The sequence below is a fragment of the Vibrio minamisatsumaniensis genome, from assembly GCF_050337445.1.
Taxonomy (GTDB): domain Bacteria; phylum Pseudomonadota; class Gammaproteobacteria; order Enterobacterales; family Vibrionaceae; genus Vibrio; species Vibrio artabrorum.
Genome location: NZ_JAKJSY010000042.1, coordinates 22,783 through 39,012, shown reverse-complemented (window position 1 = coordinate 39,012; position 16,230 = coordinate 22,783). Strand labels below are relative to the sequence as shown.

General features: G+C 43.0%; 16 protein-coding genes. 15 read left to right on the top strand and 1 reads right to left on the bottom strand.

The genetic code is table 11. The features are described from left to right. Positions 1-28: 28 nt before the first annotated feature. From cpaB to L4B77_RS11060, 14 genes are all read left to right on the top strand, one after another. Positions 29-856 (top strand): Flp pilus assembly protein CpaB, encoded by an 828-nt coding sequence (gene cpaB, locus L4B77_RS11125; RefSeq protein ID WP_429750449.1) that lies wholly within the window; start codon positions 29-31, stop codon positions 854-856. A gap of 5 nt (positions 857-861) precedes the next feature. Beyond that, on the top strand, positions 862-2,226 hold the full coding sequence (locus L4B77_RS11120; RefSeq protein ID WP_372041609.1) for a type II and III secretion system protein family protein: 1,365 nt from the start codon (positions 862-864) through the stop codon (positions 2,224-2,226). Then, on the top strand, positions 2,223-2,699 hold the full coding sequence (locus L4B77_RS11115) for a hypothetical protein (protein ID WP_261839491.1): 477 nt from the start codon (positions 2,223-2,225) through the stop codon (positions 2,697-2,699). Before L4B77_RS11120 ends, L4B77_RS11115 begins: the two co-directional genes overlap by 4 nt. A gap of 2 nt (positions 2,700-2,701) precedes the next feature. Further along, positions 2,702-3,943: a CpaE/TadZ family protein gene (locus L4B77_RS11110; protein ID WP_429750447.1), complete on the top strand. Its 1,242-nt coding sequence runs from the start codon at positions 2,702-2,704 to the stop codon at positions 3,941-3,943. Continuing rightward, a complete protein-coding gene (locus tag L4B77_RS11105) occupies positions 3,940-5,211 on the top strand; it encodes a TadA family conjugal transfer-associated ATPase (protein ID WP_429750445.1) in 1,272 nt (423 codons plus the stop codon). The genes L4B77_RS11110 and L4B77_RS11105 overlap by 4 nt, the downstream gene beginning before the upstream one ends. 1 nt (position 5,212) lies before the next feature. Then, a complete protein-coding gene (locus L4B77_RS11100) occupies positions 5,213-6,115 on the top strand; it encodes a type II secretion system F family protein (protein WP_429750443.1) in 903 nt (300 codons plus the stop codon). Further along, positions 6,112-6,960 carry a type II secretion system F family protein gene (locus L4B77_RS11095; RefSeq protein ID WP_429750441.1) on the top strand — a complete coding sequence of 283 codons (849 nt, stop codon included), beginning with the start codon at positions 6,112-6,114 and terminating at the stop codon, positions 6,958-6,960. The genes L4B77_RS11100 and L4B77_RS11095 overlap by 4 nt, the downstream gene beginning before the upstream one ends. A gap of 3 nt (positions 6,961-6,963) precedes the next feature. Next, complete coding sequence (locus tag L4B77_RS11090; RefSeq protein ID WP_429750439.1) at positions 6,964-7,680, top strand: tetratricopeptide repeat protein; 717 nt, start codon at positions 6,964-6,966, stop codon at positions 7,678-7,680. 9 nt (positions 7,681-7,689) lie between these two features. Continuing rightward, a complete protein-coding gene (locus L4B77_RS11085) occupies positions 7,690-8,172 on the top strand; it encodes a TadE/TadG family type IV pilus assembly protein (protein ID WP_261839497.1) in 483 nt (160 codons plus the stop codon). Next, positions 8,159-8,719: a tight adherence pilus pseudopilin TadF gene (gene tadF / locus L4B77_RS11080; RefSeq protein WP_429750437.1), complete on the top strand. Its 561-nt coding sequence runs from the start codon at positions 8,159-8,161 to the stop codon at positions 8,717-8,719. The genes L4B77_RS11085 and tadF overlap by 14 nt, the downstream gene beginning before the upstream one ends. 1 nt (position 8,720) lies before the next feature. Beyond that, a complete protein-coding gene (locus L4B77_RS11075) occupies positions 8,721-10,274 on the top strand; it encodes a TadE/TadG family type IV pilus assembly protein (protein ID WP_429750435.1) in 1,554 nt (517 codons plus the stop codon). An 8-nt stretch (positions 10,275-10,282) separates the two neighbouring features. After that, positions 10,283-10,906, top strand: a complete 624-nt coding sequence (locus L4B77_RS11070) for an OmpA family protein (protein ID WP_429750433.1) — start codon at positions 10,283-10,285, stop codon at positions 10,904-10,906. Positions 10,907-11,004: 98 nt separating this feature from the next. After that, positions 11,005-12,414 carry a hypothetical protein gene (locus L4B77_RS11065; RefSeq protein WP_429750431.1) on the top strand — a complete coding sequence of 470 codons (1,410 nt, stop codon included), beginning with the start codon at positions 11,005-11,007 and terminating at the stop codon, positions 12,412-12,414. 299 nt (positions 12,415-12,713) lie between these two features. After that, the gene (locus tag L4B77_RS11060; protein ID WP_429750429.1) at positions 12,714-13,715 is read left to right on the top strand and encodes a DHH family phosphoesterase; all 1,002 of its coding nucleotides are present in this window, start codon (positions 12,714-12,716) and stop codon (positions 13,713-13,715) included. Between the two features lie 136 nt (positions 13,716-13,851). On the opposite strand, the gene L4B77_RS11055 is transcribed toward L4B77_RS11060, so the two are convergent. After that, positions 13,852-14,622 carry a class I SAM-dependent DNA methyltransferase gene (locus L4B77_RS11055; RefSeq protein WP_429750427.1) on the bottom strand — a complete coding sequence of 257 codons (771 nt, stop codon included), beginning with the start codon at positions 14,620-14,622 and terminating at the stop codon, positions 13,852-13,854. 352 nt (positions 14,623-14,974) lie between these two features. Between L4B77_RS11055 and sbcD the strand changes: the two genes are divergently transcribed. After that, positions 14,975-16,228, top strand: coding sequence for an exonuclease subunit SbcD (gene sbcD, locus L4B77_RS11050; RefSeq protein ID WP_429750425.1), 1,254 nt, complete (start codon positions 14,975-14,977; stop codon positions 16,226-16,228). The last annotated feature ends 2 nt before the right edge of the window (positions 16,229-16,230 follow it).

The window sequence follows — 16,230 nt, the reverse complement described above, 5'->3', positions numbered from 1 at the left end:
TATTTAAACAAACAAAAATAGGCACATTATGAGATCTAGACTGGTATTACTGATTGCTATTGTTGCTTTGGTCGTAGGGGCGATAGGCGTGGTCGACTTATTCAAAAGTAAACCCGAGCCGACCGTTGCTACGGAGCAAGTGATTGACAATAAAAACGAAGAGCATGTTGCGGTTTGGATGACCACTCAAGCTTATGAAAGAGGGGAAGCCATCAGCGCGCAAGGCGTTGTTAAAAAACAACTCCCCCTTAGTGAAGCGTTAACGTTTGGTGTCAGAGAAGACACTGAAATCGAATTGTCTCCCTCCATTTTACTGAATCGAAGCCTCAAGCTAGGCGATGCCGTGTTACCAGAGTATCAAGTGGAGCCAGGAGAGCCTGGATATATCGATCTTTTGGTAACAGAAGGCATGACGTTATACCCACTTGAAGTGAGCGATAAAAACCTCATTAACGATTACATCCGTCCTGGTTCATTTATCGATATTCTTACCGTGAGCTCCCCTAACGATAACTTAGCAAAAAACGCTGAGAAGCCGGAACGTTTTAAAGGCATGAGAGCGTCAATGTTCCTCAAACACGTCAAAGTACTCAACATTGGGGGGACTTCCGACAGCAACAGTGCTGTTACTGCGCTAGCTCCAACAAAAGAAGACGGACTAGCCACTGTGGTGGTTGAGGTCACCCCGGATGACTTAGCCAAACTTGCTTTGGCGCAACGAACAATGCATATCGAAATATATCGAAGCCAAACTTATAAGCACCATGGTGACATTGAAGTGCGCAATATTATCGATAACTATACCGGTATCGAAGAGTTACGCGGTAACGTAAATAACCCTCGAGAGGCTTTGTAATTATAATGCAACATCCAATCAAGCAAGCGCTACGTATTTTTCTGGCATCTCTGTTGATTAGCTTATTTTGCACTACAAATGCTTTGGCTGCTGATCGTTCCATTACGCTTAATGATGGTCAGCACATTCAATTAAAAATGCCGATCGGAAAAGTGTTTATTAGTAACCCCGATATCGCGGACTACAAGATCATTAATGACAATACTTTGGTGGTGTTTGCTAAGGGAGTTGGGCAGTCACGCCTGATTGTCTATGGAGTTAATGATGATGTGTTGCTTTCGGATCGCATTGTTGTCGATTTGGATCTAACGGATGTTCGACGCCAACTTAAATTTCATTTTCCTGACGCCAAAGTCAAGGTTCAGTCGGTTGGAGAACAAGTCGCAGTGAGCGGTGTTGTCGATTCAGAGGGGACTCGTGATGATATCTACCGCTTAGTTGCCAGCTTGCTGGGGCGCAAAAAAATTGAGAAATGGAATAAAATTGAAAAGTTAGAGTTCAAATCAGACAACTCAGATTATGAAGAACCAGAGAGTATGGTTTTTTCCCGTAATATGACTTGGGAAGGGATCATCGAACGCATAGAAGTCGCCACGACGCAGCAAGTCAACGTTAAAATATCGGTGGCTCAGGTAACGGATTCATTTGGAAAAACGGTCGGTGTTGACTGGAGTTCGGTGGGTTCAAGCGTTGGTGAATTTGTTTTCGATCAATTTGATGCTTCAAATCTAAGCACGTTAATCACCGCGTTAGGCAATGATCAGATTGCTGAAGTCTTAGCCGAACCCAACTTAACGGTGTTGTCCGGAGAATCCGCGAGTTTTCTTGTTGGGGGGGAAGTACCGGTTATCGTACAGACGAACAATAATGTGAACATCACTTTCAAAGAGTTCGGTATTAAGCTCGATCTCACTGCGAAAGTGCTTAGCCAAGACAAAATTAGAATGCAGTTAGCACCTGAAGTCAGTGAGATTGAAAGTTATGTCGAAGCGGCAGGTGTAAAAGTACCTCAACTCTCTTCACGACGCGCAATGACAACAGTAGAGCTGGCCGATGGCGATAGTTTCATTCTTGGTGGCTTGATGAGCAGTACCGATTTGGAAAAAATGCAAAAAATTCCTTTAATCGGCGATATACCCGTACTGGGAGCCGCTTTTAGAAAAGCAACGACAGAACGAAAGCGCACGGAATTAATTATTGTGGCAACCGTGAATTTAGTTGAGCCGATGAAACCGCAAGACGTTCAACTTCCTTACATCAAAAAGACTTCTACATTGTCTCGTTGGCTCAATATCCACACTAATGACAAGTTAGTGACGTCATCTGATGCCACAATTCGCCTATTGTCACAAGGAGGGTTTATTCAATGAAAAAACTGGTATTGATGGCTCTATTTTCTTTGTCGCTTTTGGGGTGTACTTCAGAGCGATATTTTGGTGGTAATGGTGCTGAAGCATTGGTGTATAAAGAGCACCACAGTTTCGAATTTTCAATAAAAAACCGTAACGAAACGGCGAAGCAGTTACACGCCTTGATTGATGACATTGAAGCATTGGATAAAGAAGCCACTTATGTGGTGGACTATAAATCAACACGCAGTAAAAAGATGTTAGAGAAGATTTTCGACCAGTACCCGTCGCATATCATTGCGCCTAAAAGAGTCGTTTATCGCAATTCCGTTCTGTTATCGAATGACTTAAAGATTCAAGTAACTTTACGTCGATTGAAGACTCAACAATGTAAACCTGCGCAAATTCAAACCGACTTAGGACAACCAGACTGCTTTGTTGAATCAATGCGTCTGAAACAAGTGTCTTACAAGTCTAGACTGGTAGGTGAATAACGATGTTCGACCTGACTAAAGCATTAACAACAAAAGCGAAAGAAGAGCCGGTAGTCACGACCGGTGTTTTAGGCTGCACGTTGTTTTATCAAACACAAGAGTGCGTGAACCTTATTCAGGAAGTGTTTCGCTTTGAAGGTTGGAACGAACCTGAGTGCCTAAAAGTTAGCGCGGGTTTGACCAAATTAACCGCGAAACAAAACAGCCATATCATCATTCTAGAATTTAATGAATCACGTAATGTTGTCGAAGATGTTAAAGCCTTTGCCAGCAAACTGCCCACACACCAAGGGGTGATTGTTATTGGTAAAGAAGACGCGATATCGACGTTGCGTTCTCTTAAAGATATGGGTTTTTACTATGTATTTTGGCCGGTAAATAAGCAAGAATTCGCGGATTTCTTAAACCATGTTAGTAAAAATCTTAAGACTTTTTCAGGAGTTAGTGAGAAACGTAAAGCCAAACGAGTGGCTGTTGTGGGCTCAAAAGGTGGCGTAGGTGCGTCATTTATTACCACTGAGTTGAGTTCACTGTTGGCGACTCAAGGTACAGATACCATTGTTGTCGACCATCAATACACAGATACCAATATTGATATATTACTGGGCTTAAAAGAATTTACCCCCCGTACGATTGATGAATTTACTGCGCCATTGCATGAGATGGATGGAGAAGGCGCGTTGAGTTATTTATTCAGCGCACGAAAAAACCTTCGTCTGTTAGCGATTGATGGTGACATGAGTCAGGTAGATATTCTCAATTACAATCAAACACTTTGTGATCTTTTATCTCGAAATACCAACTTCATTGTTGAAGATTTTTCTGGGGGGGTGGACTTTAAAGTTGAACCTCAACTTTTAGTTGAAAACTTTGATGTGGTTGTGTTGGTTTTGGATGCGTCAGTATCTTCGGTGAGAAGTGCGAAACGCTTGTATGAAAAAATCACCAACTTGCAACTCACGTTATCATCTCGAACTCGAGTCATCACAGTCGTGAACTACCATCGTCCTGAAAACGCTTATGTGCTACAAAAGCCTGACATAATCAAATACTTAGGTTCAAAGGTCGATCTGGAAATTAATTACTGTAAATCGTTATCGCATATCGTCATTGATGGCAAACGAGGGCACAAGCACGATCGTCAAATCGGTCGTTCTATGGATCTATTGGTTAAATCGATTAATGGCCTGCCAGTGGATCAAAAGGGCATGGGTTCGTGGTTGAAGAAGGTGCGTGTTAAATGAGTTCTAACAAAGAGCTATACCTTGCGTTTCGTGGACAGATATTTGAAGCATTAGATGCTGAAGCGGTTCAAAAAATGAGCCGTCGAGAGTTGGAATCACAAATACAAGCGGCGGTTGATCTGCTCGCTAACAGTTATCAACGCCCAATCACTTCGATGATGAAGTCGGGCTTAGTCAAAAGTTTGATCGATGAGCTGTTTGGGTTAGGGCCCTTACAACCGTTGGTCGAAGATCAATCCATCTCCGATATTATGGTGAACGGACCCAACAATATCTTTTTTGAACGACACGGCAAGGTTCAAAAGTCTGACGTGACGTTTGTGAACGAAGAGCAGCTATTAGCCATTGCTAAGCGTATCGCATCACGTGTTGGGCGACGAGTTGATGAACTTTCTCCGACCGTCGATGCGCGACTTGATGATGGCAGCCGGGTAAACATCGTTATTCCACCGATTGCTCTGGATGGTACGTCGATTTCTATACGTAAGTTTAGAGAACAAAACATCGGTTTTGAAGACTTGATTGGTTTTGGTTCTATGTCGCCAGAGATGGCAAGAGTGTTAATGATAGCCTCTCGTTGTCGTATGAATGTGTTGATTTCTGGAGGGACAGGTTCGGGTAAAACCACACTGCTTAATGCGCTTTCTCAGTACATCGCAGAAGATGAACGTATTGTCACTATTGAGGATGCCGCTGAATTGCGTTTGCAACAGCCGAACTTGGTTCGTTTGGAAACACGATCTTCGAGTGTTGAACAGACAGGTGCAGTGACCCAACGAGAATTAGTTATCAATGCACTCCGTATGCGTCCTGATCGAATTATTCTTGGTGAGTGTCGTGGCTCTGAAGCGTTCGAAATGCTACAAGCTATGAATACTGGTCATGATGGGTCAATGTCTACCTTGCACGCCAATACACCTAGAGATGCGATTGCGCGTGTCGAATCGATGGTCATGATGGCGAATTTGAATCAACCCCTTGATGCGATTCGAAGAACAATCGTGAGTGCCGTTCAAATGATTGTTCAGGTGAACAGACTGCGTGATGGTTCCCGTAAAATTACCAGTATTTCAGAAATTGTTGGTCTTGAAGGCGATAGTGTGGTGATAGAGGAGATCTATCGTTTCCGTTATGACGAGGCGAATTTTGGTGACACCGTCAAAGGTGACTTTGCCACCAACGGTATTATGCAACGCTCTGAGCTAGTGAAGAAAGCCCAATTCTTCGGGCTTTATGATGAGCTTATGGCCTCGTTTAAGGGGGTATAGCATGCTTTGGTTGTCGCTTATTCTCTTTGCCATTGTTCTTTTTTTGGTCAGAGACTCAAAGGTCAGAAAAGTTGATCATTTTTTCAACATTGAACAAGCTGAAGCGGAAAGCTTCAATGCAATCAACATTAAATCTCTGGTAAAAAAACAAAGTTGGCAGAAGTTCAAAGAGTCAACCTCACCAACGTTGATGATTTTAGGTCCGCGTTCTTTTTTATATATAGGCCTGTATGTTGTGGCCTGCATCATTGTATCTTGGTACTTCGTGGTGAAGTTACTCTTGATGACAAACATGATGTTAATCCTTGGCTTATCTTTATTGGCTACGTTCTTTGGTTATCGCTTCTTGGTTACCAAAAGACGACGAGATTTTGAGAATACGTTCCCCGATGCTTTGAACATTATGATGAGTTCGGTTACGGCGGGTGAAAGTTTGATGCAAGCCATCAGTTATGTTGGCGAAATCATGGACAACGCTGTAGGCCGAGAGTTCAAACTCATGGGAGAGCGATTGAAACTGGGTGAATCTCAGGAAGTTGCACTTCAGCGCTCGTGCAAAAACTATCCCTATCCTGAGTTCTTATTTTTTACCGTCACCCTTAGGGCCAATATCGCTCGAGGCGGGCAACTTAAAGGTGTGTTAGCGAGACTGATTCGTGTCTTAGTTGAGGCGCGAACACTAGAAAAAAAGAAGATGGCAATGACCTCGGAAGCTCGGATTTCAGCAAAGATTGTCGCCGCCATTCCTGTGATTTTTATGCTTCTGCTCAATTATGTGAACCCTGATAATGTGCATTTCATTTTATATGACCCTGACGGCCGAGTTGTCCTTTTCTATGTGTTGGGGAGTGAGTTTTTGGGGTTGTTCATTATTTGGCTCTTAGTGAGAGGTGTACGCACATGATGTTATTGGCAGCCCTCATTGTTTTGTTTTTATCACTCCTGTTTCTGATTTTTGATTCTATTCGCGCAGAGCAAAGACGCTATAAGATCGCGGTTTACTTAACCGGAGACAGCGTTCGTTCACCCTCTCACTTGAATCGCTTTTTTGTTCGGTTTGGTAAGGAGCATCGGCGCGAACTGGAACAAAAAATGATAGAGGCAGGCTATTACAACACTGAATGGGCAAAGTTTTATTTTCCTGCCAAGTTGTTAGTTCTGGGCATTGTCTCGGTGTCGATGCTGTTAATCGATATGCCGATGAATAATAAACTGTTGGTGGTGGTATTTAGCCTTATTGGCGTTATTGTCGTACCCGATGCACTGCTTAGTATGAGACGCAAGCTTCTGATTAATAGAACTTCAGCTCAGATGCCGTATTTGCTTGATATGATGGCGCTTTGTGTGCAAACCGGTATGACGATAGAAGCCGCATTAGCCTATTTAGCCAAAGAACTTGCTGAGTTTGACTCTGACCTTTGTTATCAAATTAAGCGCACCTCGGACTCGGCAAAAATACACGGTTTAGATAAGGCACTGAATGATTTGGGTGATCGGATCCCCACGCCTGAGGTACGAAGTTTTGTGCTGACACTCATTCAAAACTTACAATATGGTACATCAGTCTCTCAGGTATTGAGTGATCTCGCCGAAGACATGCGAAAAGCGCAAATACTGACTGTAGAAGAAAAGGTAGGCAAGCTTTCAGCGAAGATGAGTGTCCCTTTGATCCTCTTGATTATGTTTCCGATCGTAATATTGATTCTTGCACCAGGTGTGATGCAAATGTCACTGAATTTTGGAGGATAAGCTGTGTTAGGAAAACGTATTATTTTAGCGTTGTTAACGTTGAGCGTTTTAGCTGGCTGTGAATCAACGCCTGCACAACAGAGGCTGGAACCCGATGATGTTGCGAGTATGGAAAAAGTCAAAAATTACGATGGCTTAATCAGTCACTATAAATCCGAGTTAAAAAAAGGCTCTCAAGATACTGAAATAAAAGAAAAACTGGCATGGGCCTATTTTTATAAAGGTGACTTAGAATCAGCCAATTTCTATGTTCAGTACTTAAAAAAAGAAGGGGTTGAAAATTCGAATTTGTACCAGTTAGAAGGGCAAGTGTTTGATGCGAAAAACGATACTGAAAATGCCATCTCTTCTTACAAGTCTTCCATCAAAGTGGGCAATCAAACGGGTCAAATTCATGTTTTACTCGGTGTGGCGTACACCAAAGCAGGAAGATACAAAGAGGCCTATCAAGAACTTGATAAGGCGCGCTTGCGTGGCTTTGACGATATTGCGATTAAGAACAACATTGCCATGATTCATATGGCAAAGGGGGAGTTCGATCAGGCAATTGAAACATTAGTCCCTATTTTAAAACAAGATCCCGGAAACAAGATCGTAAAAGCAAATCTTGCTGTTGCACTCATGAAAACTCACAAAGTCGAGTCAGCAAAAAAATTACTCAAAGGTGACTTTTCGGACCAAGAGCTTCAGAGCATAGCCACAGAATTGGCTCAAAAATAGGGTTTAGTGATGAGATGTTTTTATCGGCAAAAAGGAGCGACATCGATCGAGTTCGTGTTGGGCGCAATCGCTTTGTTTTTTGTCACTTTTACGATTTTCGAATCGAGTTACCAAATTTATATTGTGAACATGACGGAATATTCTCTTAGAGAAACCATTAGGAACACAAAAATATATGAAGGTAAAAGCATTAATCAGCAATATGAAAATAAGTTTAAAGCGCTTATCGAGGACAATAATAGCTTATGGCATTTCCTCATTGATCGTTCACGGTTCTCGATACAAGGTAAATACTTCAAAAACTATTCCGACTTTATCGCCAACAGAGGATATTCAGCGCAAGACTTAGACTCTTCTTATGTGCTTGCAGAGATCACGGTGACTTACCGTTACTCGCCAGTGATTAAATTCTCAGGATCGTCTGATAAAAATATTTCGCGCACTATGGTGCTGAATTTAGAGCATGAGGGCTGGAAAGATGACACTCAGTAGCCTAAATATAACGGGTCTAAGGCGTCAGCGTGGCTCGTTTACCATCGAATTGGTATTCGTCATCATAGCGCTGGGCGGCATCTACTTGTTTGCTGCAGACTTAAGTTATCAACTGCTTGTGCGAGCAAAGCTCGATCGATCAAGTTTTGCTTTAGTCAATATCATAAAAGAGCGATCTCGTTATTTTGAGGGTGATGTGCTAGCCGGGAAAAACCTCTCTGTGACCAATGCAGAGCTACGAGATTTAACCGCAGTCGCCAGTCGAATGCTGGATACACCACCGGAAGATGTGGCCATCAAAGTCGAGTCATTAATAAATAAGCGTAATGTGGCTGAGTTTTCCAGTCATAAGTTTAGGAGCTTACAGTGCAACTCCGATTCTATTCTCGAACATGCCGATTTAGCCCCTGTCGAAAAAGGAAAGGTTTATCCATTATATCGAGTCACTCTTTGTGAAGAAAATCGTTCTTGGCTCAAGCCCTTCTTTGATGGTGGTACTAAATCAATGGTTAAGATTGCCTCTTCGTCAATAATGCCAGGGAGATGATATGAGAATACCAAGATATCAGTATTCAAGCTCAAGCCTGCAAAAACAGAAAGGGGTGGCCGCGGTCTGGATGGGCTTATTGCTCGTGCCTATCATGGGCGTTACCTTTTGGGCGGTTGAAGGTACACGATATGTGCAAGAAACCAGTCGGCTAAGAGATTCAGCAGAGGCCGCAGCATTAGCGGTGACGATTCAGGATCAGCCGAATACGGCGAATTCTTTGGCTAAAAAATATGTCGACAATTATGTCCGAGACATCAAATCAAAGAAACTGTCTGCCGTCAGAGTTCATCAAGCAGAAGATGAGGGGGCGGGAGTCCTTGAGTACATCCAATATACCGTAAACGCACAAACGACCCATGATTCTTGGTTTGTGAGTAGTTTCATTCCTTCGTTTGAGGCGCAACAGACACTCGCTGGCCGTTCGTTAGCGAGAAAGTACCCGGTATACCTAGGGGATAACAATATCGATATTGTTTTTGTCTCGGATTTTTCAGGATCGATGAAAGACAGATGGGGCCCACATCGACATAGAAAAATTGACGACTTGAAAACGGCCATTAATCGAATATCGGATAAGATTCTTTGTTCATCGACTCGTCGACAACTCGTCAATGGTCATTGGAAAGAAGTGTGTGATGAGCCAGGGCCACAGTCGGCCAGCGATAAATTGCTTAACCGAGTCGGCTTTGTGCCCTATAACGTACGAACCAGAGAAGTAGCCCCTGGAAATCAAGTGCATGTGACAAGTCAGTTGAGTTATAAACATAACTATCGAACCTACACTTCATCGTATTCGTATAATGATGTTGATTGGAATGCCTGGAGAGGAAAAACAAGGCAACAGGTAAACAGCTGTGCTCGTTTGCAATCATACTGTTATAACCCAAGAGCAGAAAATCATGAGTACGCTAAGCGGGTAAAAGATGTCCTTGATTCCAGCCGATCTAACGTTGCAGATGTCTATAACTATGTTGATATTCCGTCTACAGTGAATACCATGTTAACCGACAAATCATTATTGAAGTCTAACTACTACAGTGTGACGGGCGTGAATTTATTCAATGGGTTTGGTGACCAAAATGTATCACAGTTTCACAACATTCGGCTTACCAATAAGCGAACAGATTTGAATCCGATTTCCACTATGTGGGCTAACGGTGGTACTAACGCTTACCAAGGTATATTGAGGGGCTCTCAAATCTTAAATGAGGGTAACCCTCATAGTTCCGTTCAAGAAGATCAGCAAGCTTATAATAAGAAAATTAAGATGTTACTGATTCTAAGTGATGGACAGGAATCACCCAATAACAACATTCTTCGACAACTTGTAAGCTCGGGCATGTGCAACAAAGCAAGACAAGAGATCCCCGGTCTATACATAGGGATTATCGGTATCAACTTTCGAGCTTCTCAACAAAGTGGCTTTCAAGACTGTGTTATCGACTCGCAGGAAGACATCATCGATGTATCTAACCTAGATGAGTTGATTGAAAAGATAGAAAAACTCATCCGTAAAGGTTCAAAAACGAGCGGAATAACTAAGTTGTACTAGAGGACAATATGAGAAATTTAGTAATGGGTGCAGTCATCATCTCGACATTACCGTTTAGCTTTGCTGTCAATGCTAAAGATGGCGTTAGTGAATACTGTGACACTGCGTTCAGTGAATACCAACATAGTGTCATTGTCGATGATATTGTCGGTGTCGCTCAGCATCGACAGGGCTTTCTGCAGATAACACAGGAGTCTGACAACAGCGAGTTAAAGCAAGCGCTGCAGAAACAGTCAAACTTAGGTTTGGAACAGTCGCGATGTAAGACTTGGATCAGCAACCAAGAACGGCACGGGTTGTTAGCACGCCTTCATTTTGGCTTTGACCAATACAACTTAACGCCCATGGGGAATAAAGCATTAAATGAGTTAGCCGATTCGTTAAAAGTGACCAATAGTCCGATTACCGTGTATGGACACACTGACAAAACGGGTTCTAAAGGTTACAATCAAGCACTTGGCCTCAAGAGAGCATTGACTACGTCCGATGGTTTAGTCTCGAAAGGCGTTGAAAAAAATCGTATTGTTGTTCGATCATTTGGTGAAACTAAACCGATTGCTTCTAACGCTACGTCGGAAGGTCGAGCGAAAAATCGACGCTCAGAAATTTGGTCTTCTGAGGAAAAACAGTGAAAATAGAAATTGGTATCAAATTATAGAACTTCACCTTACTACTCGAGCTAGGGTGAAGTATTAGAAATTGCGGCAGGGTGGGTAGTATTAGAGTGGCAATGAATAAATATAAGACAGCAATAGCCATCATGGCGGTTGTAGGGTGGAGTGGTGTAGTAGCAGCATCCGAGCTCATTGACTTTAATGAGCAGGATAAACTAAACAACATCAATTCCGCCTATGAGCAACAATACGGATCATTGAATATTGATGAGAGCATTTCGCATTACAACGAGTTAAACACTGAAATTGAATCAAACAAGATCAAGTTAGAAAGCAGTATTGATATGATCAAATCTGACTCGACCCGTTTAAAAGACAAATTGATCGATGGTGTGTACGACGAATCTCTAATACTGACCTTACGAAATATGTCAGCCAAAGTGAACTCAATGAAAACGGACATTGAGACGGCTGGAAAATTGCTCGTAGAAACAAAACAGCAACTCTCAAACAAACAGCAGAAGGCAAGTCAATTTGAGCGAGAAAAGAGTGATGCGCTTCTTTCTCTCTACGAACAGATCAAGTCTCGTCATCTGGACGAATCAAAACGTGTGATTAATGACTCTTATTCTGGTCGCTTACAGTGCAACGTTTCTGAAAGCCTTTCTACCTGTGTGAACAGAAATTTACCGTCCATCAAGAACGCGTTCGTTCTGAGTAAAGGCGGATTATCGCGTATTAAACTGACAAATTTTCGAGTGATTGACGCAACCCAAAAATTAAATGGTGATCTTTCATTTACGGCCGATGCCAGTTATAAACACAATTACAGTGCAAACACGGAAGTTGAGCTTAGACAAGCGTTGGGCTTGGATAAGGTCCGCTTTGTGTTCCGTTCAAATTCACCACAAACGGTTTTCTATATAAATGACCAAGAAGTCGGTTCTGGGGAAAGGGTCGATGTGGCGGGCAATTACGTGGGTATTTATAATGTTCGTGTCACGAATGGTGATAAAATACAGTCACTTAAGTTAAATCTTGAGAATGGTGGCGATTACTTTTTCCCATTTTCAAGCCTAGTGAGCACCCCCAAAGCATCCCCAAATAAGGTCATCACGGAAGGGGCGAACAAGCCTCATAAGTCACAAGCCAGCACTGGATTTTCTAAGAGCATTTTACAGCCTCGCACCGCTGAGACAGTAAAGTCGCCAGGGAAAAAAGAGACAAATCAATACGCAAATAAAGTGCTCTACAAAGATAAAGCGTTTACTTATCTTATTCCTAAGCTGAGAGAAAACAGCAAAACTCAAGATGTTTTCTTAAATCGTGCTGACGCGATGCAATATTGCGAACGTTTATCGTCGAGTTTACCGAGTCAAACCGCTTATGAATATCTAGCACAAAATGCACATCTCGTTTCTGGAAGTTACTGGACTAAACAAGGTCAAGTCTACTCCTTTGGTCAGGGCGGAAAGCATGATAAGACCTCTGAGAATAAATTTATTTGTCTACTCAATATGAGCTAAGATTAATGACTGTGGTAGTTCCTGTTTGAGAATATACTTTTTGAAGGGAATATCTCGGGGATATCTACATTACTCAAGAGTACGTCTTTTAAAGCCCATAATTAAATAAGGAGTCGCATACCGCGGCTCTTTTTTTTTGCCAATCTTTTGTCATCTAATGAGAATAAGCCATTCCAAAATAGACTTAACTCGCGCTGAAATAAAACTAGAATAGTGAGAGGCAATTAAGAGCAGACATATTACCGTTCGGGTTATTTGATGACGGATAGACAGTGAACGTTCAAAGGAAGAGGAACAACATGCATTACGATGTATTTAATGGCGATGCAGACGGTATTATAGCGTTGTTGCAATTGCGCTTAAGTGAGCCGAAAGAGAGTGAGCTGATTACCGGTGTGAAGCGAGATATTCAGTTGGTTGCTCAAGTGGTTGGGCAAATAGCCGAGCGGGACAATCGAGCTGATGTGACATCTGCAACGATCTTAGATGTGTCGATGGAGAAAAATAGATCGGCATTGCGCGCACTGCTTGATGCGAATATTGACGTTTTTTATTGCGACCATCATCGTACAGGAGAAGTGCCGGTTTCTCGTCACCTTGATACGTTAATTAATACTTCTCCCGAATGTTGTACGAGCTTGTTGATAAACCAGAAGTTGGACGGTGCGTATGTGACATGGGCTATCGCCGCTGCCTTTGGTGACAACCTTAAAGCGGTTGCTATGCAGCTAGCGTTCGACAATGGATTGGATCAAGCCGACATTGATTTTTTGCAAGAGCTCGGCACTCTAGTCAATTACAACGGTTATGGTAGTACATTGAGTGATTTACATGTCACACCCGCTGAACTCTACCGAACGCTTTACCAGTATCCAAACCCATTTGAGCTTTTGACGGATAAAGCGTCGGTATTTTATCGTCTTCGTGATGCCTATCATATTGATCGCCAACAGCTATCGAGCCTTGTTGCGACCTATGAGAGTGAAGTAGTTCGAGTGTTTGAACTGCCGAGTGAAAGTTGGGCGCGTCGTATCAGTGGTGTATTTGGCAATGATCTCGTTAATCAAGACCCTTATCGAGCACAAGCGGTGCTCACCCAAAACCAAGAGGGTGAGTCGTATACCGTTAGCTTGCGAGCACCATTATCAAACCGGATTGGGGCTGATGAAATTTGTTCCCGTTTTGATACGGGTGGCGGACGAAAAGCCGCTGCAGGAATTAATCAGCTGCATGAAATGAACAAAGCTCATTTTATCTCATGCATTGAGAGTTACTATTCAGCATGCAGTGAAGCGAAATAAACGATAAAAGAGAGGCCAATGTGCCTCTCTTTTTAACGATGAGTCGCTCAAAATGACACCGTACGCTGGCTTTACATCGGCATTGGTGTACACGTCGTTTCAAGGCAACGTTATGTCAGGCTGTTTTATCACTCAATTAACCGTCGCTTTTCGGCAAAGTGTCTTGCGCTTTTACGCAAATAACCAACGCGTTGCCAGACACATTATCCCATGGCAACAACTTATCGTAATCGTGTTCGAAAAGGTGAACCTCAAAATTAGGCTCGACCATTTCAATCAATTCTTTGAACGAGAAAGCCACCATAGGATGTTCATCATTCCATACCTGAGTGTTGCCTGCGCTCGTCTTTTCAATGCTCAGTTTTAGCGCTTGTCTATTGCCTTCGCCAGAATAGTACCAACCAGAACGGAAAGTGAAAGCATCTTGTTGTTGGTTCGTTGTGTGTCGAACAAATAGCTCATTATTGATCTTATCTTTGTCAACTACGTTAAAGCAAAATACGCCGCCGGGTTTCAGCGCTTTGTGAACGCTTGCCATGCAGGCTTTAAAATTCTCAATGCCATCGTTGTAATGGATGGAATATAAGAAGCAAGTGATCAGATCCAGTGGTTCAGCTACGGTAAAATTACTCATGTTCTGCACTGAAAAGCTGGCTTCTGGACAGCGAACTTGAGCGATGTCTAACATTGGCTTGTTGAGATCAAGGCCACTACTTTGGTAGCCGTAGTCAATGAAATGACGAACGTGAGGGCCTGTGCCGCAACCAAGGTCTAAGTGACTTTTCCCATTGTTTCCGAAAATTTGATGTAGCCGGCGAATACAGTTACTTTGCGCTTGGTAGTCAATATCGACACACATTAAATCATAGTAGCTCGATAGGTCGGTGTAGAGTGCGTTGGCGGACATAATGGCCTATAGCATTAGCTGAAAAAAGTGGGGTGGCGCATAGTAAACTAGAACGTCAAAATAACAAGCGAATCTTTGTTGCTGGCAGCGATTGTTGAGGGTTTACTTCATGCTTATTGGGTTGTAGTGCGGAACTCTAATGGAACAAACACCGCGAGAGCAATTCAGAGAAATGGGGCGGTAATAAATATGAACATAGTCGATGATGAGTTTGGTTCACACTGTTGATGAGTAACCCGTTACGCCGAGTGGCATGATCAGGCTTTTTATGTAGCCAAAGCGCTTTGATAAAAAAGAATTGTGCGAACTATTTTGGTAGATTACAGGTATTACAGATATCCAGTGAGCCGCAATGAAAATTCTTCACACCTCCGATTGGCATCTTGGCCAAAACTTCTACAATAAAAGTCGTAAAAACGAGCATGAACGTTTTTTACAATGGTTGTTAGAGCAAGTTTCTGAGCACGATATCGACGCGATTATCGTCGCGGGTGATATTTTCGATACCAGCACACCACCCAGTTATGCCCGTGAGATGTACAACAAGTTTGTTGTCGACTCGAATAATATCGGCTGCCAGCTGGTGCTATTAGGCGGTAACCACGATTCCGTATCTGTGCTTAAAGAAACACAGCCATTATTGAAGTGCATGGGCGCGGATGTGATCCCTAACACGAATGACGATTATGCGACTCAGGTTGTTGAATTGAAGGGCAAGAGCGGCAAGGTTGAGGCTTTAGTCTGTGCAATTCCTTTCATTCGCCCGCGCGATGTTTTATCTAGCCAAGCGGGTGTGTCGGGGGTTGAGCGTCAGAAGCAACTGGGCGCTGCGATTAAGCAGCACTATCAAGGTGTCTACGATGCAGCAGTCGAAAAACGCAAGACTTTAGCGAACAGTGAAACCATGCCCATCATCGCCACAGGGCATTTAACAGCAATGGGGGTCAAGCAGTCTGATTCGGTGCGGGATATCTATGTTGGCAATTTAGATGGTTTTGCTGCCGACGGTTTCCCAAATGCTGATTACATCGCACTTGGCCATATTCATCGTCCTCAAGTGGTGGCGAAACGTGAATACATTCGCTACTGCGGGTCACCCATTCCGCTCAGTTTTGACGAGCTTAAATCGCAAAAGCAGGTGTGTATGGTTGAGTTCGAGCAAGGCGAACGTACCATTTCTCAACTCGATATTCCTAACTTCCAACCTTTGGCTGAAATCAGAGGCGACTTGAGCGAGATTGAGTCTCAACTGAATCAATATACGGGGTTGGAAGAGGGGCAAAGCGTGTGGTTGTCGATTGAGGTTCATGCACAAGACTACCTATCAGATTTGCAAGAACGCATGCGAGCCTTAACCGAAGGCCTAAACGTTGAAGTGCTGCAGTTAAGAAGAGCAAGAGAGCGCCGTAACCAAGTGTTAGCGCGAGAATCAGCGGAAACCTTAGCGGAACTCACGCCCATGGATGTGTTTGAAAAACGTATCGCACTCGAAGTGTTTGAAAGTGAGACAGAGAAAGCACGCTTAGAAAGAATGACGATCAAGTTCAAGCAAGTGATTGCTGAAGTGTCGCACGGAACTGACGATTTAAACGGTACGGAAGAGTAATC